This window comes from Nocardia nepalensis, assembly GCF_048910785.1.
Classification (GTDB): Bacteria; Actinomycetota; Actinomycetes; order Mycobacteriales; family Mycobacteriaceae; genus Nocardia; species Nocardia nepalensis.
This window is the reverse complement of sequence record NZ_JBKBET010000044.1, coordinates 123,452-146,347: the sequence shown is the minus strand read 5'-3', so window position 1 is coordinate 146,347 and position 22,896 is coordinate 123,452. Positions and strand designations below refer to the sequence as shown.

Here is a 22,896-nt window from a genome sequence, read left to right as displayed (position 1 = left end):
AGTCGACGACCCATGGCATTGAAGGTGGAGAAGCGGCAGTAACCGAGTCCGGCGCGGGCACCGCGGTGCCCGCGCCGGATATCGGCTGTGCGACAGTGGTTTCGGTGACCGTCACAGGTGGTCGGCGTCGATGATCGCCTGGGCGAACGGGTGTGGTGCTTCCTGCGGGACGTTGTGCCCGATGCCGTCGAGGACGCGGTGTTCATACTTCCCGGTGAACTTGTCGCGGTAACCCTTGCCGTCCTTGGCCGCGCCGTCGAAGTCGCTGCTGATCGTGATGGCGGGCACGGTGATGGCCGGTCCGGTGGCGAGTTGCTGTTCGTAGGCGTCGTACTGCGGCTCGCCCGGTGCCAGGCTGAGCCGCCAGCGGTAGTTGGATATGACGATGTCGACGTGGTCGGGGTTGTCGAAGGCGGTGGCGCTGCGGTCGTAGGTGGTGTCGTCGAAATTCCACGCCGGGGAGGCGCGCCGCCAGATGAGTTTGTTGAAATCGTGGCGGTTGCGGGTGTATCCGAGGCGACCGCGTTCGGTGGCGAAGTAGTACTGGTACCACCAGCCGAGTTCGGCCTCCGGCGGCAGCGGCTGCTGCTGTGCCGCCTGCACGGTGATGATGTATCCGCTCACCGCGACCATCGCCTTGACCCGTTGTGGCCACAGTGCGGCGATGATGTCGACCGTGCGTGCGCCCCAGTCGAATCCGCCGAGCACGGCCTTGTCGATGTGCAGGGCGTCCATGAAGTCGACGATGTCGCGCGCGATCGCCGACTGCTGCCCGTTGCGGACAGTCTGGGCGGACAGGAAGGTGGTCTCACCGTAGCCACGCAGGAACGGGACGAGCACCCGGTAGCCGGCCGCCGCGAGCAGCGGGCCGACATCGGCGTAGCTGTAGGCGTCGTAGGGCCAGCCGTGCAGCAGGATCACCGGTTGCCCGGTGGCGGGCCCGAATTCGGCATAGGCGACGGTGAGGACACCGGCGTCGATCTTCTTGATCGGGCCCAGGCTGGTATTGGCACCCGATCCCACCCGCAGGGCCGTGCCCGGGGTAGCGGTCGCGGGCACGGTGGCGGAGTCCGTGGCGCAGGCGCCGAGGGAGGTCGCGACCATCCCCGCCGCGAGCGCTCCACCGAAAAGTCGTCGTCGGTTGATGTCCATGCCGTCGACGCTAGGCAGCGCACCAGCGGCGTCGCGTGCGTCGGATGACGTAATCGATGTCGATCTCCTCGCGTGGGCGACCGTTTGATCAGCCGGCCGTTTCCTCCGCGGTGGGCAGCAGCGCCGCGAGGTCGCCGCGTGAACTGATGCCGAGCTTCGGGAAGATGCGGTGCAGGTGGGTGCTCACGGTCCGGTGCGACAGGTACAACCGCTGCCCGATCTCCCGATTGGTCAATCCCTGCGCCGCGAGCTGCGCGATGCTCAGCTCGTGCGGGGTGAGCCGTTCGCGGGCGTCGGGGTCGCGATTCGGGCTCGATTCGCCCGCGCTGCGCAGTTCCAGCCGGGCCCGCTCGCTCCACGCCGCGAAGCCGAGGGCGTCGAAAGTCTCTCGGGCCGTGCGCAAATGGGTGCGGGACTCGACGACCCGGCGCTGCCGCCGCAGCCACTCGCCATAGGCCAGATGCAGGCGGCCGCGCTCGGCGGGCCAGCCGGTGAGATCCGCCTCCAGCGCCGCGGCGAACAGCTTCCCAGCCCCGTCACCCGCGAGAACCGCTCGGGCGTAACGCATTCCGATGTGCAGGGCGGGCGACGGCGTGGACGCCGCCGCAGATTCCAATCCGCGCAGCAACTCCGCCATGGCTTCGGCCTGCCCGGCGCGAACCGCCGCCTCGGCGAGCTCGGTGAGGAAACACGCGCGCAGCGCCAGCGAATACGACGGATCGCGCGGATCGTGGAGGCGGGCCAGATCGGTGAAGGCGTCGTCGAATCGGCCCTCACCGAGCGCGATGAGCCCGCGGGTGAGCTGCACGGTCGCCAGCACCGGGCGCACGGCGGCGGCCAGTCCAGTCCGTTCGGCCTCCGCCGCGAGTGCCGCGGCCTGCGGGTAATCGCCACGCAGAGCCGCGATTTCGGCCTGTACGGCGATGACCGCCGCATGCATGAAGGGCTGCCCGGTCTCCGCCGCGAAGTCCGCGGCCTCGGCCGCGATGGGCGCGGCGGCGGCCAGGTCGCCGAGCCGGGCCAGGCTCCAGGCTTGGATCGCGAGTGCGCGGGTCAGCAGTCCCAGCCGCCCGGCGGAACGGAATCCGGGCGCGGCCGCGCCGGAGAACTGCGCGGCGAGGTCGAAGGCGCCGACCTGGAATGCCGCGCTGCTGAGAAAGTGATCGACCTCCGGGTCGCGCTCCGTCGCGGCCAACGCGCGCAGGTGGCCGAGGACCTGTTCTCCCCGCTCGAACGGGGCCACGATCGAGTCGATCGCGACCTTGCGAGGATCACCGTCGGGAAGGTGAAAGGTGTCGGCGACCACGAGCACGGCGCGCCGGGTTTCGGGCCCGGGTTCGGACCAGAAGCACCGCATGGCCGCACCCCACAGGATCCGCAGTGCGGGATCCGGGAACCCGTCGGCGGCGACGGAGGCCGCGAGCGCGGCCAGTTCGCCTATGCGCGACGGGCTTTCACGCATTCCATCCTCGAACCCGCTGAGCAGCCAGTTCGCGGTGGCCTCCTGCGCGGTCGTGAGGGCAAGGGTGCGCGCGGCGTCGACCAGTCGTTCGGCACTGTCTCGGAGACCGGAGTCGACGGCCAGTTCGGCCGCGCGCAGCAGGCGATCCGCGCGCCGGCCGGGGATGTCGCTGAGGGCCGCGGCACGTTCCAGTGCCGCCATCGCACCGCCGCGGTGGCGCGACCGTTCGGCGGCGTCCTCGAGTGCCGCGGCCACCTCCTCGTCGGCGCCGGCCACGCTCGCCGCCCGATGCCATACCTGGCGATCCGGAGATTCGGTGAGCAGGTCGGCGAGCGCCTGGTGCGCGCGGCGGCGCTCCTCGGCCGACGCCGCTGCCGCGAGGGCCGAGCGCACCAGCGGATGGCGGAAAGTCACCGTGCCGGAACCGATGTCGATCAACCGGGCCGCCACGGCGGGCGCGAGGATCTCGGCCCCCACCGCCGATCCCAGGAGAATCCCCGCGGCAGAAAGTGTTTCGGTGAGCGAATCGCTGTCGTCGAGCGCCGCGACGAGCAACGCCGATCGGGTGCGCTCGGGCAGCGTGGCACCGCGCGTCGAGAAGGCCCGTTCCAGGCGTTCGGTCAGCGGCAGGGTCGGCGCGAGTTCGGCGAGATCCATAGCGGCCGTTGGCAGTTCGGTCAGCGCCAGTGGGTTGCCGTGCGCCTCGGCGAGTACGCGGCGGCGGACCTGAGCGGGCAGGTCCGGTGCGGTGCTGTCGAGCAGTGCGGTCGCGTCGGCCTCGGGCAGCGGACCGAGCCGCATGACGGTCAGCCCGGCGTCGTGCAGCGGTGAGCTCGCGCCGCCGCGCGCCGTGGCGAGCATGGCAACGGGTTCGGAGTCGATGCGGCGCGCGACGAAGGCTAGTACCTCGGCGCTGGCTGGATCGAGCCAGTGCACGTCCTCGGCGACGACCAGCAGCGGCCGCTCGGCCGCCGAATCGGCCAGCAGGGTCAGGGCGGCGAGCCCCACCAGGTGCAGGCTCGGCTCATCGTCGGCATCCGACATGCCCAAAGCGGTCGTCAGCGCGTCGAGCTGGCGCGCGGGCAGGGCATCGAACTCGCGGCGCAGCGGGTACAGCAGTCGATGCAGTCCGGCATAGGCGAGACCATGTTCGGCTTCCACACCCGCGGTCCGCAGTACTCGCAGGCCCGCGACGGCCGCCGCGGCGACCGTCTCCTCGACGAGCGCCGACTTTCCGATCCCGGGTTCCCCCTCGATCACGATGCCGCTGCGGTCGACAGGGCCGTCCACGAGCGCGGCCAGGTCTTTCAGCTCGGTGTCTCGTCCGACCATCGGCATATGCGGCGCTCTCCTCCCGGACCCATGACGGCATACGGGACCTGCCGCGACATTACCGAAACAGGATTACGTCACCTCAGCGTCAACCGACAGATTCGGCGCCCCGGCCGCGGCGGCGAGGGTATTTCCATGCCTACCGTTCGTTTCTCCCTCTTGTCCACTCTGACTCCCGCCGAGGTCGTGCGGGTGCTCACCGACTTCGGACCCGCCCGCGTCGAGCTGTGGCCGTCCATCGACGCCGAGCACTTCGTCGTCCACGACCGCGGCGACAACTGGGCCGAGGTCACCGAGGGCACCGCCGCCGCCTGGGAACGGGCCCGCTACGAATGGGATCCGGCCGGTGACACCGTCACGATCACCACGCTGGACTCCAAGCTCTTCGGCGCGGGCGGCGGCTGGGTCTTCCGCGCCACGCCCGAAGTGAACGGCACGCGCGTCGATGTCGAACTGACCAGGACGCCGCAGGCGTTCAAGGGCAAGCTACTGGCGGCGCTGCTGCCGCTGGTCGGCCCTTCCTCGCTGCGCAAATCCTTCGCGGACCCCTTGCGGGCGGTCGCGTGATGTCCACACCGCACTCGACGGCGGACACCGAGCGGCTCGCACCCGGTGTGCACACCTTCGATTCCGACGGCATCTCCCAGCGGTATCACGTGTACGGCCGCGGGCCCGTCTGCGTCGCCCACCCCGGCGGCCCCGGGATCTTCTGGGAGTACCTGCGCATGCCCGCGCTGGAGCAACACCTGACCATGGTGTACGTCGAGGCGCTCGGAACCGGCGAGTCCGGCCGACTGCCAACGCATCCGCACGGCTACACCCGGGAGCGCTACAGCCGTGCGCTGCAACGGCTGATCGATCATCTCGGCGTGCCCGAGGTGTATCTGCTCGGCCACTCGCACGGGGCATTCGTCGCCGCTTACCATGCGTTGCACCGCTCGGCCGGGCTCGCGGGTGTCATCCTGTACGAGGGCGCACCGGTCACCGGCGCCGAACACGGGGCCGAGGCCACGCGCCGGATCCAGGAGTTCGCCGCCGCGCACGCCGACCGGCCCGAACTGGCCGAAGTGCTCGCGGCATTCGCTGCGATGCAGGATATTTCGAGCGACGAACAGACCCTCGCGGTTGCGCGCGGCATCCTGCCGTCCTATTTCGCCGACTACTGGGGCGATGGGCAGCGGTGGGCTGCGTTCCGCGCAGGTCTGCGGGCGACCTATATCTCGGGACTGGACGCGGACCGGTCTCCCGATCTCATCGACGACCGCGCCGACCTGCCGAACTCGACCGTGTCGACGCTGGTCATCGTGGGCCGCCTCGATGTCATCTGCGGACCGCGCTGGGGACGGGAACTGCACGAACTGATCCCCGATTCGCGGCTGCTCGTCCTGGAACACAGCGGGCATATGGGGCATCTGGAGGAACCCCAGCGCTTCGCCGACGCGGTCCGGGAATTCGTCTTCGCACGAAAAGGGTGATCGGCATGCGCTCGTTTCGTGCGTTCCGCTGGAGCGACCCGGCCGGTGTGGCAATGGTTTTCGCAGGCCCGGTGTGGCTGTGGCTCTGGGCGGAGGCCGCGGTACTGCACGGACGGGGGCCCGCCGTCCGGGATCTCTTGGGCTAGCGATCCGAATGAAAATGCCCACCGGCCACGGAAATCCCGTGGCCGGTGGGGACCAGTCCCCATCCCTGGATGTCCTGTCCGTCTACGCCACCGGCGGCGGCGTCTTTTTCATCGCACAGGCCGCACTGCTGGTCTGGAAGTCCCGGTCACCGCGATCCACCGCGAAATAACCAGTTGCCCGGGCGATTCGCGGCGAATGCGATGGCGAAGGAAGTCAATGGTCTGGCGATTCGTGCCATGACCGCCGTCACATTCTGCTCGTACGGTCTATCCAGGCGCCCCGTTCCGGCCGAAAACACGGCGATGGACGGCCCGGCGCGCAGCTTCCGTTCTTTGTCAGAGGGAGGATCGGGTGTCTCGCCCACGTCGTCTAACCCGCGCTTTACTCACTGTTGGCGCGGCCTTGTCGGTGGCGGTCTCGGGGGTGACTCCGGCTGCTGCGGATCCCTATCCCGAGCCGCAACCACCCGACCCGTCCTACGTATTCGCCCAAGTCGGACAGCTTTTCAGCGGTACCGTCGTGGACGCGTTGACGCCCGGCCAGCTCGACTATTTCGTCAGGGCCGGCATTCTCACCAACCTCGGCCGGCTCGCGGAACCGTTCGTCGATTTGACGAAACCGCAGACCTGGCATACCCCGGACGGCGCCGTGGCCGCATCGGCGGCGGCGCAGCGCATCTGGGATGCGCTCACCCACGTCGCGCCGTTCAACCTCGGGTTTCCTCCGCATCCGGGGTACACGCCGGATTGGAACAACAATGGCGTATTCGGTGTCGCGGATATCGACGACGCGATGCACGACGACACCTACGACGACCCGGCCTACGCGAAGGCGAAGTTCCGGCTGCCGTGCAACAGATCCGATGGCAGCATCTGGTACGAGACTGTCGACGGCTCTTGCGCCGCAGGTGATTCCGGCGCGGCATTCAAGCTGGGCACGGTCGAGAAAATCCAGATGGTGAATGCCCGCGGTATCACACTGGCCGGCAAAGTCTTCTTTCCCGCAGGCGTCGACCCCGACAATCCGGGACGGGACAAATATCCAGTGACCATTGGTTTCCCGGGCGCCTCGGAGTCGCAGAACGATATCGCGATGTACGCCCAGAACGCCGCGCGCAACGGATACATCAGCTACACCTTCGCCCAGGCGGGTCAGCCTGCCAGCGACGGCAACGCGTTGGATCTGCTCACGCCGCTGCTACAGGTGGAGACCTGCTTCGCGCCTGGCTCCTGCCTGGACGCGCAGGACGTCACCCGCTGGGTGGCTGGACAGGACATCGTGCCGATCACCGATCTGCGGAACGAGATCGGAAATCTGTTGCGCCTGCAGAATCCGCGCCTGGTGCGGATCAATCCCGCCTACGCGCCGGCGGGGGAGAATCAGCGCAACCCGTGGCTGGACATCCTCGACCTGGACCACATCAACCTCTGGGGCCAGTCGGTCGGTTCGATCGGCATGTCCTCCTACCTGAACTATCAGGACAAGGGGCACGGTTACGACGGTCGTCCGCTGCCCAAGGTCGCCGCGGCGTCCCTGATGTCCGGATTCACCCAGCATGTGGCCTCGGCAGCGGTGCAGTGGCAGACCGCGGACATCGACATTCCCGCCCTCAACCAGTACGGGATCATCTTCCCCAACCCGGTGTTCCAGCCCACCGACGGTCCCATCGGCACCAAGGACCTCTACGACATGGAACGCCGCGATCCGCGTAGCACCAACCCGATGATGTTCATTACCTACGAGGCCGGCAGCCACGGCGATTCCATCAACTGGCTCGGCGTGCCGCACAACCCGAAATCGCCTGCGCTGTCGGTGCATTACACCATGAGCTGGTTCAACTGCTACGGCCGCGCCGATGCCGACCAGTCCGCCTGCGATGCGCTGAGCAAATCGCACGACGGGCTGTCCCGCGCCGTGGCAACGGAATTCGCGCCCCAGGGCCACTACGGGCCCAGCTACTGCGTGACCATTCCCGATCGCGCCACCATCGAGCAGATCCTCCGCCCACAGATCTTCATCCAGAACCTGACGAGCAGTCCGGGCTGGTACGACTGCATTCGGCAAGATTGAGGAAAGACCTTGCACACCAACACGACTCGCCTGCGGTGCCTGTGCGCCGCAGGCGCGGCCCTCACCCTGATGCTGGCCGGTGCGGCCGCCGCCGCCGAGCCGCTGTCCTCCGGATCCGCCTCGGGTTCGGGCGGGCCCGATCCCATCTTTCATGACTCCGTGCAGTACAACGTGGGCGGCCTCGGCCCCGGTGTGGGGTCGCAGACCATGGCGACCGGAGATTTCAACAGCGACGGATTTCCGGATGTGGCTGCCACCGGCCTCGTCGACGGCGTCGGCATCCTATTCGGCGACGGCACCGGCCGGCTGCGGCGAAATCAGTTCGTGAACACCGAGATCGGCGCGAACGCGGTGGCGGCCGCCGACCTCGACGGTGACGGCAGCCCGGATCTCGTGGTCGGGGACTTCCTCAGCCTCGCCGTGCTGATCAACGACGGCCACGGCACTTTCCACGTCGACCGGACCTATTCGACCGACTTCAACCCGAATGTCACCTACCGCACCGGCGGCATCCCCTTCGGTGTGTCGCTGGCGGACTTCGATCAGGACGGCGCGGTCGATCTGGCCTTCAACAGTCTGCTGCCCGCGCCCGGCGGGGTGGGCATCATGCGAGGTGACGGCCGAGGGCACTTCGCCGCGCCGCAGTGGTTCGGCGTCGGCGTGGCCAAGGCCAGTGTGCTGGCCGGTGATGTCGACAACGACGGTTATCCGGATCTGGCCTTCCATGATCTGGCGACCTCCGGGGTGTGGGTCATGGTCAACGACCGACGTGGCGGATTCGAAGCTCCCCGTTGGAATCTTGCCGCGCTCCCGAGCGAGGACCTGAAGCTCGCCGATGTGGACGCCGACGGCAATCTGGACCTGGTGACGGCCAATATCGCCGGCTTCAGCGCGGGCATCCACTACGGCGACGGGCACGGCAACTTCGGGCCGCCCAACCTCGTCGGACCGGCGCTCGCGCCGTGCGCGGTGGCCGTCGGCGACTTCGACGGCGACGGCATCAACGATATCGCGGCCATGCAGTACATCCCTTCCACCGCAATGATTTTCAAGGGCGACGGGCGTCGCGGCTTCACGTTCGTGGAGCAGCACACCATCGGCCTCGGCCCGCAGGCCGCGGTGACGGCGGATCTGAACAACGACGGGCATCCGGATCTGATCACCATGAGCAGCGCGTCCGAGGACGTCGCCGTGCTCGTCAACCGTTCCGCGCGGAGAGGCTGAGCCATGCGGACATCCGTTCCCGCGGTCGTGACCGCGTGCGGCAGTATCCTGGCCGTCGGGGCCACCCTCGGCGCGCCCGAGGCCGGTGCGGTGGAGCCAACCCTGTCGTGGGGCACCAGCTTCGGCGGCACCAGCATCAACCACTTCACCACCGTGCCCAACGGTGCGCTGTTCGACGGCGACATCGCGACGCTGAACCCCTACATCCGGCCCGGGGTACTCGGCCTGCTGGCCGATGCGACGCCGTTCGACAACACCTGCGCCACCGCGACATTACTGTGCCCAGCATCACGTCGGAGGCGGTCGAAACCAATGCGCCGCCGCTGCTTGCGCCGTTCAACTTCAACGCCAACATCCTGGGGTTCGACTTCAAGCACACCAACCAGTTCCCGGCGGGGGTGAGCTTCGACGGCGCGGTGTGGGCGGTCGATCCGGAATGGCGGATATTCCTGCTCGGCTGGCTCGCCGACATGGCCCCCTTCATCGATGTGAACTGCGCGAAGGGGTCCATTGTGTTCGAGACGAAAACCGGTGAGCAGGAGGTGCATCCGCTAGCCACCCAATGCTCCAGCGGTTACATCTACGGATTCCTGAGCAAACTCCCCGCCAAGGACTACCGCATGGTGCGCCTGTCCTCGGCCACCATCGGCGACCGCGGCCAGCGCGCGTGCTTCCGGTTCATCAACTGAGATCCTGACCAGGGGACCGCCTACCCGACGACAGCGTCGCGGATAGGCGGTCTCGGTTGTTCAGGCGTGATTGTTGAACAGGACGGCAAGGGATCGGCTGCCGGTGATGGCGAGGAAGCCGCCCGCCACCAGGTCGGGTTTGCCGTCGTTGTTGAAATCGGCGGTGTCCAGCGAGTTGGGTGTCCAGCCGGCGTCGCCGACCAGTTGCGGCGGATCGAAGGCGATGGCCGGAGCTCCGGACGCGGTGACATTGCGAAGCACGGTGAGCTGGTTGCGTGGGTTCAGATACGGACTGGCAAGGGCCGCATCGGGTTTGCCGTCGCCGTCGTAGTCGGCCACGGCGGTGTTCTCGGTCGCCCAGCCGCCCGCCTGCTGGGCCTGCGCGCCATCGAGCAGGGTCTGGAAGTCCGGAGTTGGCGCGCCCGCGGGAGTGCGGTTCACCGAAGTCCACATGCCGACGAGCGGATTGCCGAACAGGCCGACGTCGGCCATCAGATCCGGCTTGCCGTCAGCGTTCATGTCCGCCAGACCGACCCAGGTCGCGCCAGGAACGAGGTACATGGTGGGCCGCAGATCGGGCACCATCGCACCGGGCGGAGTGAAGTTCATCAGCACGGTGACCGTGCTGGAGCTGGTTTCGCCGATCACCAGGTCCGCAGTGCCGTCGTCGTTGATATCGGCGGCGGCGATGCCCTCGGTGGTAAGGCCGCCGTCGAAGAAGAACGGTCCGCTGAATGTGGCTGCGTCCGAGCCTGGTTCGGTGGTGTTCATCAGTACTTGGGTGGTGCCGAGGAAGGCATTGGCCGTATCGCCGACGACGAGGTCGGGCCTGCCGTCGTCGTTGATGTCGACGGGTTGCACCACCGCCGGCATGAGACCACCGGCGAAGTATCGAGGAGGACCGAAAACCGGTATATCCGAACCCTTTTCGGTGTGATTGAGCATAGCCACCACACCGCCCACGCCGATCTTGGAGGCATCGGTGCCGATCAGATCGGGTTTACCGTCGCCGTTCACGTCGGCTACGTTGCAGCCGAACGCCAGCGGAACACCGGGCACGTTGAATGGAGCGCTGAAATCGGCCGTGGCGGAACCATTTTCGGTGTGATTGATGAGCACCGACATGCCGCCCCACCCACCCTGTAGCGAATCGCAGGTAGCGATATCGGTCTTGCCGTCGTCATTGAGGTCGACCGCCCGGATGAAGAACGGTCCTCCGGCGGAGGTATCGAAGAACTGCGCCGGGGCGAACGAGACACCCCCGGCCGCTTGCGCCTCGCCGCCCCCGGTCACCATGGCCGCGGCCGCGACCGGAACAGCGACCGTCAGCACCAGTCCTCGCCGCGGCTTCCTCGACCCGACGCCCCGCCACCGCCGGGTCTCCGCCTTCGATCTCGTGCCCACTCCACACTCCTGACATCGTCGACAAACCACCCGAACGTATCGACCGGCGCGGCGCCGCACCACGGCCGAACCGGACAGGGGACTGGCACTTCCGGCCAAAGGATGCCGGGATCGGGAAGGTGTTCGCCGCATCGAATCGAGTGCGCACCGTCAACGCCGACGTCCGCCACCTCGCCGCACGACATGGCGTGACAGTCGTCGATTTCGAGCCCTATCCGGCCACCGTCGACCCACGCCTCTGGTGCGTCGGCTGCCGTTCGGGATGCCCGGTGCGATGGTGAATTCGACGGGGCAGCGGAGGGCGTTCGCTCGGGTGGCTGGATGAAGAAGTGGAAGCAGTCAGAATTTAAAAAGCACCGACAGGTCGGTATTTGCATCCAGATGCGTTTAGTGCCTAGCGGTTAGGGGGCACGCCCGTGCGTTCGACTTACTCGGTCTGGCGGCGCGACATAAGCATATTCAGAAGTGCTGGTGTGAGTATCGAGTCGTAGTGGCGCAGGTGCGGTGACCTGATTCTGACTCCGAGGAACGTCACCTCGACTGCATTGCTGACCGATCATGCCCTTCGGGCGAATATCGAGCAAACCGACTGGGTCGACTAGCACTAACTGGCAGTTACGAAGGTCTGATTCGGCGGGCTACTTTGTCGAGTAAACCGGATGAGGATGCGATATAAATACGCTGATTCTGGGACGCAGGTCTGGTTCTGTCGCCCGGGTTCGCCTTGTCCGATGGCGTGGCAATGAGTTGAAGGGGAACTTTGTCGTGGAGTGTATCGCTGCCGTCGCGGAGCAATCGACGATTCGGGGGATAGTAGTTGCGTCGGCGCTGCGGCCCACCTTGGGGACGGATGGTGCGCACCGAATACTCGAGGGTACGGCGACTGTCTGTGAAGTCGTTCTCGCGTCGTGGGTGCTGGGAGTGGACCCCGTTCAGGCTGTCTTGGACTACGCCGAGGTGGCGGTCGGCCCAGTCGCGGAGGGTTTTATCGGTCCGCGCTGTGCGTGATCAGGGTGGCGGGCGATATGCGTCTGAGCGGGACGTCGACCATCGCCGCCTTGGCATTCGATCCGAGCGTGGCGCGAACCGTTTGCATCACTGTCGGTTGGTGGGTCGCTCGACGCCCTCGAGGGCCAGCGTGACGAACTCGCGCATCGAAATATCCAGCGCGCCGCACAGTGCATGCAGCTGCTGCATGTCGGGCGAACGTTCTCCGTTCTCGAATCGCTGAATAGTGCTCACGGCGAGCCCGGTCAGCTCCGCGAGCTGCTGTCGAGTCAGATCGCGGCGCGCCCGGGAGGCTCGAAGCTCGTCCCCAACCGCACGATTGATTGCCGTAGCCGCCTGTTTCGCACCCATATGGACCATTCTGAGTTCCGAACGGCTATGTGGCAAACGACCCGCCGTGCGGTCCGATCTTGACATGTCCACGAACGCGCCGCCTCGGGGGTAGGTTCATTCGGACTTGCTACAGGTCCGTTTGGACCATAATGTACTCCGTATGGAGCAACTGGACAGAGTGATCGCCGAGGGTGTCCGAAGGGCGCTCGGTGAAGCCGGAATTGGAATGAAAGACCTGGTTAGGGGTGCTTCGATACCCTCGGCGGTGTTGCGGCGGCAATTGGCCGCAGAAGCATCGTTCACATTGACCGAACTCGCCAAGATTGCCGCGATCCTGGGTCGCCGGACCGTAGATCTACTTCCCGAGCTTGCGGGTTGGCAGTGAGCGACACCGAACAAATGGCGGTTGGCAACCTGTCGAACTCGGGCGAGTTTAAACCTCTATGTGAGCGACGTCACTTCTGTATGTCAGCGGGAATCAGGCATGTGAGCGATCGATCAGTTATCGATATGTCGGCGGCATCGGGGCTGTTCTATCGTCGGATCAGCTGCCTGCGCCTCGGCGGTGCCATCGGGGCTCACCCCGCCAACTTTCGGCTCGAATCCCGTGTCGTGGAGCCGGATTCGTCTCATGCCGCCAAGGCGCCGGTGTTCGTCGGCGGAACCTGGCACCCGAACGGGGACGGTGTCACCGAGTCGTTCTCCGCTGCTCTGGATCCGGCGAGGTACCGGGTGCGGATGGTCCCGTGCCGGAATCCGGCCGAAGCGCTCGGCGCGTGGCTGATCGAACAGGCTTGCGCGCGGTGAGCGAAGCATCGCAGCACCTCTACCTCGACAGATCGCAACTGCGTGCGCTGGCCGACTTGCTACGTGCCGTGCCAGAACTGGACGAGGACCTCACAATCGCCAGATCGAGGCAGGCGAGAATCGGTGCGCGTCGCGACTTTCGGATGCGGCGCAGGCCGAGTGAACAACCGCTGCCCTATGACCAAGCGGCCGCCGACGCTGCCGATAGTTTGCGGGCCGTGCTGGTGTCATGGGTGCGGCTGGTCTGTGAACAGCGTGCAATCGAATACCCGGGATCAACGACGACTGCCGGGCTTGCCCGCTGGCTGGCATGCAATCTCATCGCCTTGGCGATGACCGAGGGTGCCGAGGCGGCGCCCTCGGAGATCAATGGCGCGATCCAAGCCGCGCTCCGGGTCATCAGTCCGCCCGACGAGTCCGCGGTATTCGACGATTCGACGTTGCTGTTGGCCCGCTCGCAACGTCTCAACGCTTCAGGGCTGGCGGCGCTGGCGAAGCGTTTGGGAGATGAATACCGCGCGTTGACAGTCCGGCGAGTGCAGACGCTGCGTGATGCCGGAAAGATCTCGCCGATACCAGGACCGTGGTCACCCGAGTGGCCCGAACTATTCGCCGTCGGTCAAGTACTCGACGCGCATCTCGCCTATCCCAGCCGTCACAGGCGCACTTCTTCAGCGGCCGCGCCACTGCGACACAGAGTTTCCCGGTGATCCACATCCGCGCCGATCAGTGCCCCACCTCGAACAGGTGGGGCACTTCGCGTATCCGAGGTATGTCCTCGATTTCGATACCGCGATCCCGGGGCGGAAACTATTGTTTACCAGCATATTCGGGTCACCTCGAAGATGAGGGGTTGACATCGGCTTCGTGTTAAGTGAAGATTGGTGCAGCGCCAGAGCTGCGCCCAAAGCCTTGAAAGTGCTTCTGGAAGAAAAAGTCTGGCTCACATCCCCTTTGCGACTCATCGAGTCGAACCGTTCTTTTCACGTGCGACTGTGGCTTCGGAACCCGCGCGGTTCCGAAGCCACAGTTGTTCCTATGCCGTCCATCAATTCTCGGCCGGCTGATTCGTGCGGCACGCCCCCGAAACCATTTCGATGTCCAAGGACAAGCGGGTGGAGCCTGCCGCATACGCCCCGGCGATCCGGTGTCTCCCAGCAATGCCAGCGCGGTCGAGACATCAATCGACTCGGGCGCGTCTGTCCCGTTCCCGGCCCGCCCCGGCCGGGAACGGGACTCTCGAACAATCCACTCCCTCAGGGGAACTCGGACCACACGAAAGAGGTCGACTGTGACCGATCCGCTCGATCTGTTCGACATGGCCGGTCACGTCGAACCCGCCGAGCCGCTCACTCTCGTGGACCGAAGCCACCCATCGATCTCGTTTGCCCACCGATTCGACGAAAAGTCGATCGATACGGTCATCGAAAGGCTCGGCTCGGAGATCGGTGAGCGGATCGCTGACGACCGGCCCACCCTGTGCGACCTGATCCTGGCCTCATTCGCTCTCGACCGCGACCCCATCGCTTTGTTCGACCGAGCATCACGATGACCATTACGTGACAAGGGGATTGGCCAGGTTCATTCTGTCCGGAAATGGAAAGGCGGGACCTACATGAATTACTCGTTGACCCGGCTCATCGAGCTAGCCGGTCATGCCGCGCCTGAGTGCACTCCCACTATCGACGAGGCGCATGAAATAATGCGCATTCACTGCGAATGCGTCGCCGACCAGTGCCCGAAAAAGACTGCGGCCTTCGAGACACTGATTGCTTCGGGCAGGATCGTGCCCGACTCCTGCCGCCGATACTGACGAGCAGGAGCGAAATCCGTTGCAAACGTACGACGATCGCGCCAGGACCACGCGGTTCCTGCTGCCCTAGGCGCCGACGATAGTCGCCCCGAAGACTGCGGCACGCCCCCGACGAAAACTCCTTACCCCCTTGTATATCGGGACGGGGAGAGCGTGCCGCACGAACCCGCCTCCACGGTGTCCCGTTTCCCGCGGGCCATACCCGCGGTAGAGACGGCGCAAAGCCGCGGAGGCGCAATTGCCCCACCCCCGGTGAGCAACCGGGGGTGGGGCGCCAAACCACAACCTGTCATCCCCGACCCGCCCCGCTCCCTGGCTGCGCCTCCCGCACGTCCGCACCCCTGCGCGGTTGCAGGCGGCCGGAAGCCGGGGCGCCCGACGGCCCCACCCGCGTCCTTCCCCTTTCCGCGGGTGGGGCCGTCCCTTTCACCAGCCCGACCCGATGGGTCCCACCCTCGAAAGATGATCGCGTGATCACAGTCCTGACCTGCCGCGGCACCGGCGAACCACTGGGTTCGCCGCACAACATGCTCGCGTCGGTGACCAGCAAGCTGGACCCCGCCAAGTACCAGATCGGCGCGGATGTCGACTATCCGGCCGATGTCGGACCGGCCAACGCGGCCCATGGTCTCGGCGGATGCTCCGAACAGCAATCCATCCAGTTGGGCGTCCGCGCGCTCGCGCAGGCCATCCGGGACACCCCGAACCAGGTCGGGGTCCTCGGTTACAGCCTCGGCGCGGAGGTCGTCACCCGTTTCCTGGAGGCCAAGGCGGGTGGCGAATACTCCGACTGCGAGCTGGTGTGGGCGGCGAATATCGCGAATCCACTTCGGCGAGAGGGAGATTCATTGCATGCGAACCCGGTCGGGTTCGGTATCAACGGTCAGCATGGCCCCTGGCCCGACGACGTTCTCACCTTCGAGGTCGCCAACCCCGCCGACGGCATCACGTCCTGTCCGGCCGATTCGCCGCTGCGTACGCTGGCCGATTCGGTCTCGGCGTTCAGCTTCGCCGAACTCGGCGGCTGGACCATGGACCTCGCCGATCGGCTACGCCGAAACCGTTGGCAGCTGGCAACTTTCGACTGGTGGCTGCACCCGCTGTGCACCTGGTCGCGATGGTCGCAGGCCGCCGCGATGGTGGACGGCTACCTCTTCGGCGGCACGCATACTCGCGCATACCAGGACTTCGGCTACTGCACCCGATTGGCAGCGGTTCTCAATGTCCACGGATGAGGATTTGTTCCCGTATCGAAGGGTTACCCGTCGCCGCAGGTCACGGGATCGTCTCGCATCAACAAGCTTCGCCGGAAGGTGCGCATCATGACCGACTTTTCAGCTACATGGACCAGCCCTGCACCTGAATTCCACTCCTTCAACAAGATCAAGGAAGTACCGACTGCTCGGCCGTTGGCCCAGATGCTTCGGTCGCCGTCGCGTCCCGATGAACTGATGCGTCGGGTCGTCCTCCCACGCGCCTTCGCCGATGGCGGCCAGGTGGAAGGCGGGCCGCGCACCGGTGACGACGGGGTGATTTCGCGATCTCACGTCGGTCGGCTGGCTCCGTTCCTGCAGTGGTCGTCGGTGGCACAGCTCGGCGGGCAGATGCTGGGTAAGGCGCTGGTGCCCCAGGTGTTCGCCGAGGGCGGCGAGGTGGACGAGCACGGCCCGGTGGACGGCGATGACGGTTTTCTGACCCGCCCTCGAACCGGTTCGCTGTTTCCTTTTCTCCAGTGGCACAACTGGTTTCAGATCTTCGACAGCACTCGTCGCCAGGTCGGACAGGCCGGGGTGAGCGGCGCCGCCGAGGCGCTGGCGGGTGCGGTGGCCGGTCCGGCCGGCGCGGCGGTCGGTGCGGCAGTGAGCGCGGTGGGAAATCTGGTGCAGCAGTTCTCCGCGTCGCCGAAACCGCCGACCTACAAAGCCCTGCCACAGGTTGTTCCGCTCAACGGCAGTGGAATCGGACCCTCCGGTGGGCCGCAGATCGATCGGACCATGACCGTCAATGTGCTCGGATCCCGCGGCATCCCACGTGATCCCGGCATGGCGCAGCGGTTGAATCAGCAGGCCGCCACCTATTTGTCGCATCTGCGCTGAGATCCGCGCGGTTGCCGATTCTCCGGTCGGCCCGGTCCCCGTCGGACGCGGCCGGTTCGCAGTCGATTTACCGATCTTCGAGAGGAGGTGACGGGATGCTCGCTGTCATCGAAGACATCATCAAGTTGATCAGTGACCTGGTTCCGCTGGTGCTGCCGCTGCTCGGACTGTAATCCACAGAAGCACGACAGAATTCAGCAGATCTGGTCGTTTCCGGAAGGAGAAATTCATGACCGTTCCCGACTCCGCATCCGCCATGCTCGCGGTAGCCATCGGCACCGATGTGCAGACGCTGCTGACTCGGGTGGCGACGTTGAAGGCCGATCTCGACGCGCTGTCGGTACTGGCGCAGGGCGTGGCGATGGCCGTCGATGCGGCTCGCCCGGTTCCGACGTTGGGCACGCTCGGCGCGCTGGTCCAGGTCGGTCCGGCGGCGGAAGCCGTGTGATGGCAGGCCCGGCCTATCCCACACCGGGGGAGTTCCCCGATTTCGAGCAGTTCATGATCGACCTGTTCACGCCCATCGCTACTACTGCCACCACCTTGCCCGCGACGTCGACTGCTCTGCAGTCGGCGCTGCCGCTGATCTGGGTGCGCAAAACCGCTGGAACGCTGGATATCAACGCGATCACCTACAAGGCGAAGGTGAACGTTGTGGTGTTCGGCACCACCCGCACGCAAGCGCAGCAGCTGGCCGTGCAAGTCCGTGACGCGATGCTCGGCGCCCCGGCCACTCGGGTGAACGGTGTGCTGGTCGACTACGTCGAGGAAATCACCGCCGAGGAACCGAAGTTCCATCCGCCGATCCTGCGGCGCAGCCGCGGACTCACGGAGGTGCCCGACCTCGACCCGCTCAATCAGATGGTCGAGGTCGCCTTCTCCATCGACGCCCGCCGCCAATAGACGGCATCGAAAAGCTCTCCTACCCAGGGAGATTCACCTAACAGCACCCGAACAGGGTGCTTTCTTTTTGCCCACGCCCGCTGATGCGGGTGTCTCGAATGGAGTCTCATGCCTGCCACCAATCTGACTGCGTTGAAGAACGCGCAGCGTTCGTTGCTGCTCAAGCCGCTCGACGCCGCGGTGTTCCTGGCGCCGTGGTACACCCCGGCGCCCGCGTCGTTCACCGACGCCAGCGCGAATCTGCAGCCACTGCCCGCGGCGTATCAGTCGATCGGTCTGATCGACAAGAAGACCGGTGTCGCATTCGCCCGCGGAATCACCGCCGCACCGATAGAGTCCTACGGCGAGCTGCAGCCGGTGCGCAACGACATCACCAGCGATATCACCACCATCGAATTCCAGCCGCAGCAGACCAACGCGCTGGGCCTGCAGCTGACCACCTCGGCCAACCTGCAGCAGGTGATGGCCAACGCGTCCTCGGGCGAGGTGTTCTTCCCGCAGCCGACCTCGGAGCAGATCACCTACTACTCGGCGATCATCATCGGCAAGGACGGCAACGATGCCGCGCCGACCTACGTGTTCAAGGTGCTGCCCAAGGTCGCGGTCTCGAAGTTCGGCGGTGAGCAGTGGAACCCGACCGAGGTGCTGGCGCAAAAGCTGACCCTGGTCGCGTTCAAGGACGACACCGCCGGATACGCCGTGGCGCACGGCTTCGGCGGCGCCGGCTGGAAGCAGCTGCTGGCCAAGTCCGGCATCGGCTACAGCGTGTCCGCGATCAGTGTGGCGCCGACGACGTTGTCCCTGGTGCACGGCGGCGCGGCATCGGCGCCGCTGGTGGTCACCGACCAGTTCGGCGGCGTCATCGCCAACTCGTCGGTGGCGTTCACGTCTTCGGCCACCTCGATCGCGACGGTGGCGGCCAGTGGTGCCGTTACCGGTGTCACCGCGGGGACCGCCACGATCACCGCCTCCTACACCCCGGCGGGTGGCAGCGCGCTCACCGCCACCTGCGCGGTCACCGTCAGCTGAGGCTGACCGGCCACGATCACCCGGCGTAGGCCGGGCGTGGGGGCGTGCCTCGTGTCTCCGGTCGCGGCACGCCCCCTCATACCCTGTCCATCCCTTTCCGGAGAGAAAGCGGGTCCATGGTGTCTGCCATCCCCACCCAATACCCCGTCACCCTCACCGACGGCGAGCACGACTACCCCGTGTTCAACGCCAGTGAGTACGTCAACGCCGTCTACAAACTCGGCCACGCGCTCAAAGAGCAGCCGGAGCCCGAGCCGGTCGATGACGGTGAATGATCTCTGATCCCCACTAGCACAACCAAATCCGGAGACAACCCATGACGACCAACGACCGTGACCACGGCCGTTTCTACGAGCTGCAAACCGAACTGGCTCCCAAGCGCCGCGTCCCGTACCGGTTGACCGACGACATCGAGATCCCGCCCGTCACCCGCGCCCAGGTGCTGGCGCTGCGTCGGACCCGTGACGACGACGAACAGATGGTGATCGTGCTCGGCGATCAGTACCAGGCGGTCGAAGAGCTGTTCGCCGACCGCCCGCACGACGAGTGGTTCGCCTTCCAGTCCGACCTCTACGCCCACCTGTTCGGTCAGGGCGCCGGTGAACTGCCGGGGGGATCGCAGGGCTCGTAGAGTTCTGGGACCGCTTCGGTGCCGCGCTCGACTACGACCTGCTCGAGCGCGGCATCGACGTCCGGGACTGCTTCGGGCCCAACCACATTCGAACCCGAGACTGGCGCACCATCTGGGCGTTCAAGGACCGACTTCCCTACGGCTCCCAATACCGGTCGGCACTGGCGATGGACCGGGAGCTGGCCGAGCAGTTGCTCGCCGCCGAGGAAGAACTCCCCGACTCCGACGACACTGCCGAGGATTCCACCGGACCCGGACCGGAGGGTTACACCATCGACAGCTACCTGCTGCTGTCGATCATCGACGCTCTACAAGGCGTCCAGGCCGCGGTCATCGCATCTGTCGGCGCCGAACCACCCCGTATCACCCCTATGGTTCGGCCTACCTCCGCGCTGGAACTGCTGCGCGAGGAGGCCCGCACTCGGTCGATGCAGCAACTGATCGACCAATTCAGACCCGCCACAGACTGACCCGGGGACCACTCCGGGTGCTGCGATCGACACCACGCACACCAAGCTGCCGACAGCCTCGCGGTTCGCTTCTCTCAGTGAGGAATTGAATGATCTACTCCACGACGCTCCCGGCGCAGGCCGTCGGCGCCGCCGACACCATCACCCTGATCGGCGCCTACTCACCGGCCTTCTACAGCGGTGACACCGTCACCGACGTGGAAATCGTCGCGCCGATCGGCTACCCGGCCGTCACCGGCGCAGCGACGAACAACGTCACGTTCACAGTCCGCCATCTTCGCGCGGGCACTGTGCAGGCCACCTTCGCCAGCCTCACCACGACCACCGGGGTCACTTTGTCCGCCGAGGCGCCGGTATCGGTACCGATCACCACCCAGCCCATCCTCATGCCCGGCGATGTCATCGATGTCCAGATGCATCAGAACAGCAGCGGGCAGGCCATCCCCGCGGGGCTGCTGCTGTCGGTCTACATCAGTTGATCGACAAACGGTTACCTGCAGCGCCATTCGCCCTGGACGTGGGTCGCAGTTTGAGGGGCGTCGGAAGGGGGGAGTGAACCTACGCGCTGTCCGAACCATGCGTCGATGGTTCCCGATGTGCGGTCCGGGTTGAGAACTATCGTGCCGGATGGTTGCGCATCGTCGCGACTGGCGGCGAGCCAGGACCCTGACGTGGACCCGCGAGACATCAGCTGGACCGCAGGCCCGTCCAACCCGGACGGCGAACCCGGATGTTGGTACGCATCGATATCTGCGGGGATGTTGATGACGAGAGCGAATGTGCGGGCGCCGACAGTGCCAAGGATCGCGGCCGAGAAGTAGGCCGTGGGCTTCTCCGGTTCGCCGTGGAAGTCGGGGCGGTAGACATAGTTGGCGCAGCGGGTCGCATTTGCGTAGGGGAAGCGGTCTGTCGGGCGTTCGACGTTGATGCCGCGGTCGAGGGTACCGGCGATCTCACCGGTGAAGGTCAGGGACTCGGGAAGGTCCGCCAGTGGCGATCCATCGCTGCAGGCGGCGAGAGCCGCAACACAGGCTACGAAGCAGACGAGCATCGCAGCGAGTCGATGCCGCCGACTTGTCGATTTCATATGGCGTCCATCAGTCGAGAGTGGTTCTGGCACAAGCGGTTTCATGCTACACACAATTACGCGAGGACAAGGTTGTCGATGACGCCGATAAGAATTCTCAAGGATCCGCCGATGCGCCAGCCTCCGGCAGTGCCCCCGGATCCGTATTCCGCCCCGCAGAAACGAGTTCCGGATGCCGGCCCGGATCTGAGCGATCCTGCGGTACGTCAGGTTCTGTCCGGCATTGGTCTCGATCCGAATTATCTCCGGGCGCGTCCAAACCATTCGGTCCCTGCAGAAAACATGGGCCGTCCACCTGGATCTGTGCCCCCGGTTGGAGGAAATTACGAAGGCGCACCGCAAGGTATCAAAGATTCCCCGGATTGGACATACGAGCCGCCGAAGAACGCAGGTCTCGCACAGGATCTTCCTTATTGGATCGGTGGTATCAAAGGAGTTCCAGACGGTGCGACCGTGAAACTTCCCGGCGGAACTACAGTAACGCGAGACCCATCGGACGATGGGACGCAAACATGGCGGATACCTGGCGTTCCGACTCCATGGCGGCGCCTCCCGGACGCACCGGACTCGGCATTCTTCGGCGAAACGGGAATCAATGCTCAGCCCCGACATGGAAGCTCCTCTCCTGGAATTTTCGACAAAACCGAGTTCGAGTTCGCATACAACTTCTCACTGTGGTGGTTCAGGATGCAGAACGAACCCCTGGCAATCGATGTACTCTCGCACTATCTGCAGAACACGGGAACCGGCTACGAGTTCAGTCCCGAGCAGATGGACCGAATTATCCACAGCCCGTGGGTTCGCAACGTTATACATGACGGCCAGAAAAACGATCACACTGACCCTGGACACCCCACACGTAGCAGGGGCCTGAGCGATGAAATTCGTGCAGCCGTAGAGCAGGCGCGTAGTAATCCTGACCTATACGGTCGACGTCAGGAAATTGTTGTTCCTTGGATGAGCACTACTGCCGCGGGGGAGGAGAGCGATCAGGCCGACACCCATGGGACGGGCCATGACGTGCACGACGCTTTGGGCAACTTCCACCTCGGAGCAACCGGCACCGTCGTGGTTCAGCCGCCGAAGGCCGACGGGTCGGTCGACTACGAGGTTCTCTACAACATCAAGGCATGGGATTACGAGAAATTCAATTACCTATCTCCCGAGGCGCATGACCAGCTCTCATCACATCCATGGAAGGTCGATGTGAACAACACCATGAGGGATGCGCATACATTCGGTCTGGCTTGGGATTATGCCGACCACGGAACTTCCGCGCAGAGGGTCCGTAGCGGACGGCTGGATGCTGACGGAAAGGGAATAGATGAATATCAGGACGGATATGTGTCTCCGGCACCGGGAATGACGCAAGATGCTCTGATACGTGATCCGACCCCAAAAGCTGCAGGTGGCGAAGTAAGGGGGCCGGGCTCGTCGATCGGTGACAAGATTCCGGCCTGGCTGTCCGACGGTGAGTTCGTAATGAATGCGAAGTCCACCGAAATGAATCGGCCTTTCCTGCAGGCGCTCAACCAGGATCCGTACTTCCTGCAGAAACTGATGGCACAGCGGGGCGAACAGCGTCGTCCGGCTGGGAGCGGTGCTCTCGGCTCCGCAGCGCCGGCCGGGCAGCCTGCGACTGTCAACATTTCGCTGTCGAGCCAGGAGGATGTTGTCGGCCGGTTGAAGCTGCTGTCCGCGCAGTGGGAGCTTCTGCATTCCCATTAGTCCTGGGGGACCGGATATGTCGAGATCGAGATGTTG

Annotated in this window: 25 protein-coding genes; 21 read left to right on the top strand and 4 right to left on the bottom strand. The window is 65.4% G+C overall.

The window, feature by feature from the left end; translation table 11 throughout:
• Positions 1 to 111: 111 nt before the first annotated feature.
• Together ACHQ4I_RS42365 and ACHQ4I_RS42360 are read right to left on the bottom strand one after the other, a co-directional pair.
• Positions 112 to 1,152 carry an alpha/beta fold hydrolase gene (locus ACHQ4I_RS42365; RefSeq protein ID WP_420777585.1) on the bottom strand — a complete coding sequence of 347 codons (1,041 nt, stop codon included), beginning with the start codon at positions 1,150 to 1,152 and terminating at the stop codon, positions 112 to 114.
• An 88-nt stretch (positions 1,153 to 1,240) separates the two neighbouring features.
• Positions 1,241 to 3,952, bottom strand: coding sequence for an ATP-binding protein (locus tag ACHQ4I_RS42360; protein ID WP_420777584.1), 2,712 nt, complete (start codon positions 3,950 to 3,952; stop codon positions 1,241 to 1,243).
• 129 nt (positions 3,953 to 4,081) lie between these two features.
• On the opposite strand from ACHQ4I_RS42360, the gene ACHQ4I_RS42355 reads away from it, so the two are divergent.
• From ACHQ4I_RS42355 to ACHQ4I_RS42325, 7 genes are all read left to right on the top strand, one after another.
• Positions 4,082 to 4,513, top strand: a complete 432-nt coding sequence (locus ACHQ4I_RS42355) for an SRPBCC family protein (protein WP_420777583.1) — start codon at positions 4,082 to 4,084, stop codon at positions 4,511 to 4,513.
• A complete protein-coding gene (locus ACHQ4I_RS42350) occupies positions 4,513 to 5,421 on the top strand; it encodes an alpha/beta fold hydrolase (RefSeq protein WP_420777582.1) in 909 nt (302 codons plus the stop codon). Before ACHQ4I_RS42355 ends, ACHQ4I_RS42350 begins: the two co-directional genes overlap by 1 nt.
• Positions 5,422 to 5,426: 5 nt before the next feature.
• Positions 5,427 to 5,567, top strand: a complete 141-nt coding sequence (locus tag ACHQ4I_RS42345; protein WP_420777581.1) for a hypothetical protein — start codon at positions 5,427 to 5,429, stop codon at positions 5,565 to 5,567.
• Between the two features lie 38 nt (positions 5,568 to 5,605).
• Positions 5,606 to 5,737 carry a hypothetical protein gene (locus ACHQ4I_RS42340; RefSeq protein WP_420777580.1) on the top strand — a complete coding sequence of 44 codons (132 nt, stop codon included), beginning with the start codon at positions 5,606 to 5,608 and terminating at the stop codon, positions 5,735 to 5,737.
• Positions 5,738 to 5,919: 182 nt separating this feature from the next.
• On the top strand, positions 5,920 to 7,638 hold the full coding sequence (locus tag ACHQ4I_RS42335; protein WP_420777579.1) for an alpha/beta hydrolase family protein: 1,719 nt from the start codon (positions 5,920 to 5,922) through the stop codon (positions 7,636 to 7,638).
• Between the two features lie 9 nt (positions 7,639 to 7,647).
• Positions 7,648 to 8,862: an FG-GAP repeat domain-containing protein gene (locus tag ACHQ4I_RS42330; protein WP_420777578.1), complete on the top strand. Its 1,215-nt coding sequence runs from the start codon at positions 7,648 to 7,650 to the stop codon at positions 8,860 to 8,862.
• 278 nt (positions 8,863 to 9,140) lie between these two features.
• A complete protein-coding gene (locus ACHQ4I_RS42325; RefSeq protein WP_420777577.1) occupies positions 9,141 to 9,551 on the top strand; it encodes a hypothetical protein in 411 nt (136 codons plus the stop codon).
• A gap of 60 nt (positions 9,552 to 9,611) precedes the next feature.
• On the opposite strand, the gene ACHQ4I_RS42320 is transcribed toward ACHQ4I_RS42325, so the two are convergent.
• Both ACHQ4I_RS42320 and ACHQ4I_RS42315 read right to left on the bottom strand, forming a co-directional pair.
• A complete protein-coding gene (locus tag ACHQ4I_RS42320) occupies positions 9,612 to 10,955 on the bottom strand; it encodes an FG-GAP repeat domain-containing protein (RefSeq protein ID WP_420777576.1) in 1,344 nt (447 codons plus the stop codon).
• Positions 10,956 to 12,050: 1,095 nt separating this feature from the next.
• Positions 12,051 to 12,314, bottom strand: a complete 264-nt coding sequence (locus tag ACHQ4I_RS42315; protein ID WP_420777575.1) for a helix-turn-helix domain-containing protein — start codon at positions 12,312 to 12,314, stop codon at positions 12,051 to 12,053.
• Between the two features lie 142 nt (positions 12,315 to 12,456).
• Here ACHQ4I_RS42315 and ACHQ4I_RS42310 point away from each other — a divergent pair, with 142 nt between their 5' ends.
• The 14 genes from ACHQ4I_RS42310 (at position 12,457) to ACHQ4I_RS42245 (ending at position 22,860) form a co-directional block, all read left to right on the top strand.
• Positions 12,457 to 12,681: a helix-turn-helix domain-containing protein gene (locus tag ACHQ4I_RS42310; protein ID WP_420777574.1), complete on the top strand. Its 225-nt coding sequence runs from the start codon at positions 12,457 to 12,459 to the stop codon at positions 12,679 to 12,681.
• The gene (locus ACHQ4I_RS42305) at positions 12,678 to 13,103 is read left to right on the top strand and encodes a hypothetical protein (RefSeq protein ID WP_420777573.1); all 426 of its coding nucleotides are present in this window, start codon (positions 12,678 to 12,680) and stop codon (positions 13,101 to 13,103) included. Before ACHQ4I_RS42310 ends, ACHQ4I_RS42305 begins: the two co-directional genes overlap by 4 nt.
• The gene (locus tag ACHQ4I_RS42300) at positions 13,100 to 13,813 is read left to right on the top strand and encodes a hypothetical protein (RefSeq protein ID WP_420777572.1); all 714 of its coding nucleotides are present in this window, start codon (positions 13,100 to 13,102) and stop codon (positions 13,811 to 13,813) included. The genes ACHQ4I_RS42305 and ACHQ4I_RS42300 overlap by 4 nt, the downstream gene beginning before the upstream one ends.
• A gap of 581 nt (positions 13,814 to 14,394) precedes the next feature.
• The gene (locus ACHQ4I_RS42295; RefSeq protein ID WP_420777571.1) at positions 14,395 to 14,655 is read left to right on the top strand and encodes a hypothetical protein; all 261 of its coding nucleotides are present in this window, start codon (positions 14,395 to 14,397) and stop codon (positions 14,653 to 14,655) included.
• Between the two features lie 731 nt (positions 14,656 to 15,386).
• Positions 15,387 to 16,151 carry a PE-PPE domain-containing protein gene (locus tag ACHQ4I_RS42290; protein ID WP_420777570.1) on the top strand — a complete coding sequence of 255 codons (765 nt, stop codon included), beginning with the start codon at positions 15,387 to 15,389 and terminating at the stop codon, positions 16,149 to 16,151.
• Positions 16,152 to 16,238: 87 nt separating this feature from the next.
• Positions 16,239 to 17,012 carry a hypothetical protein gene (locus tag ACHQ4I_RS42285; RefSeq protein ID WP_420777569.1) on the top strand — a complete coding sequence of 258 codons (774 nt, stop codon included), beginning with the start codon at positions 16,239 to 16,241 and terminating at the stop codon, positions 17,010 to 17,012.
• Between the two features lie 229 nt (positions 17,013 to 17,241).
• On the top strand, positions 17,242 to 17,460 hold the full coding sequence (locus tag ACHQ4I_RS42280; RefSeq protein WP_420777568.1) for a hypothetical protein: 219 nt from the start codon (positions 17,242 to 17,244) through the stop codon (positions 17,458 to 17,460).
• Positions 17,460 to 17,915: a phage tail termination protein gene (locus tag ACHQ4I_RS42275; RefSeq protein WP_420777567.1), complete on the top strand. Its 456-nt coding sequence runs from the start codon at positions 17,460 to 17,462 to the stop codon at positions 17,913 to 17,915. The genes ACHQ4I_RS42280 and ACHQ4I_RS42275 overlap by 1 nt, the downstream gene beginning before the upstream one ends.
• Positions 17,916 to 18,023: 108 nt before the next feature.
• The gene (locus ACHQ4I_RS42270; RefSeq protein WP_420777566.1) at positions 18,024 to 18,944 is read left to right on the top strand and encodes a phage tail tube protein; all 921 of its coding nucleotides are present in this window, start codon (positions 18,024 to 18,026) and stop codon (positions 18,942 to 18,944) included.
• A 116-nt stretch (positions 18,945 to 19,060) separates the two neighbouring features.
• Positions 19,061 to 19,219, top strand: coding sequence for a hypothetical protein (locus tag ACHQ4I_RS42265; RefSeq protein ID WP_420777565.1), 159 nt, complete (start codon positions 19,061 to 19,063; stop codon positions 19,217 to 19,219).
• 41 nt (positions 19,220 to 19,260) lie between these two features.
• Positions 19,261 to 19,575: a hypothetical protein gene (locus tag ACHQ4I_RS42260; RefSeq protein ID WP_420777564.1), complete on the top strand. Its 315-nt coding sequence runs from the start codon at positions 19,261 to 19,263 to the stop codon at positions 19,573 to 19,575.
• A 167-nt stretch (positions 19,576 to 19,742) separates the two neighbouring features.
• Positions 19,743 to 20,045, top strand: a complete 303-nt coding sequence (locus ACHQ4I_RS42255) for a hypothetical protein (RefSeq protein WP_420777563.1) — start codon at positions 19,743 to 19,745, stop codon at positions 20,043 to 20,045.
• A gap of 89 nt (positions 20,046 to 20,134) precedes the next feature.
• On the top strand, positions 20,135 to 20,524 hold the full coding sequence (locus tag ACHQ4I_RS42250; protein WP_420777562.1) for a hypothetical protein: 390 nt from the start codon (positions 20,135 to 20,137) through the stop codon (positions 20,522 to 20,524).
• Positions 20,525 to 20,775: 251 nt separating this feature from the next.
• The gene (locus tag ACHQ4I_RS42245) at positions 20,776 to 22,860 is read left to right on the top strand and encodes a hypothetical protein (RefSeq protein ID WP_420777561.1); all 2,085 of its coding nucleotides are present in this window, start codon (positions 20,776 to 20,778) and stop codon (positions 22,858 to 22,860) included.
• Positions 22,861 to 22,896 lie beyond the last annotated feature (36 nt).

Bases quoted from the DNA above. Each gene is read 5' to 3' on its own strand.
- ACHQ4I_RS42345 (WP_420777581.1), top strand. From the start codon at position 5,427: ATGCGCTCGTTTCGTGCGTTCCGCTGGAGCGACCCGGCCGGTGTGGCA.
- ACHQ4I_RS42245 (WP_420777561.1), top strand. From the start codon at position 20,776: ATGTTGGTACGCATCGATATCTGCGGGGATGTTGATGACGAGAGCGAA.
- ACHQ4I_RS42310 (WP_420777574.1), top strand. From the start codon at position 12,457: ATGGAGCAACTGGACAGAGTGATCGCCGAGGGTGTCCGAAGGGCGCTC.
- ACHQ4I_RS42265 (WP_420777565.1), top strand. From the start codon at position 19,061: ATGGTGTCTGCCATCCCCACCCAATACCCCGTCACCCTCACCGACGGC.
- ACHQ4I_RS42270 (WP_420777566.1), top strand. From the start codon at position 18,024: ATGCCTGCCACCAATCTGACTGCGTTGAAGAACGCGCAGCGTTCGTTG.
- ACHQ4I_RS42285 (WP_420777569.1), top strand. From the start codon at position 16,239: ATGACCGACTTTTCAGCTACATGGACCAGCCCTGCACCTGAATTCCAC.
- ACHQ4I_RS42255 (WP_420777563.1), top strand. From the start codon at position 19,743: ATGGACCGGGAGCTGGCCGAGCAGTTGCTCGCCGCCGAGGAAGAACTC.
- ACHQ4I_RS42315 (WP_420777575.1), bottom strand. From the start codon at position 12,314: ATGGGTGCGAAACAGGCGGCTACGGCAATCAATCGTGCGGTTGGGGAC.
- ACHQ4I_RS42280 (WP_420777568.1), top strand. From the start codon at position 17,242: ATGACCGTTCCCGACTCCGCATCCGCCATGCTCGCGGTAGCCATCGGC.
- ACHQ4I_RS42275 (WP_420777567.1), top strand. From the start codon at position 17,460: ATGGCAGGCCCGGCCTATCCCACACCGGGGGAGTTCCCCGATTTCGAG.
- ACHQ4I_RS42360 (WP_420777584.1), bottom strand. From the start codon at position 3,952: ATGCCGATGGTCGGACGAGACACCGAGCTGAAAGACCTGGCCGCGCTC.
- ACHQ4I_RS42260 (WP_420777564.1), top strand. From the start codon at position 19,261: ATGACGACCAACGACCGTGACCACGGCCGTTTCTACGAGCTGCAAACC.
- ACHQ4I_RS42250 (WP_420777562.1), top strand. From the start codon at position 20,135: ATGATCTACTCCACGACGCTCCCGGCGCAGGCCGTCGGCGCCGCCGAC.
- ACHQ4I_RS42365 (WP_420777585.1), bottom strand. From the start codon at position 1,152: ATGGACATCAACCGACGACGACTTTTCGGTGGAGCGCTCGCGGCGGGG.
- ACHQ4I_RS42355 (WP_420777583.1), top strand. From the start codon at position 4,082: ATGCCTACCGTTCGTTTCTCCCTCTTGTCCACTCTGACTCCCGCCGAG.
- ACHQ4I_RS42350 (WP_420777582.1), top strand. From the start codon at position 4,513: ATGTCCACACCGCACTCGACGGCGGACACCGAGCGGCTCGCACCCGGT.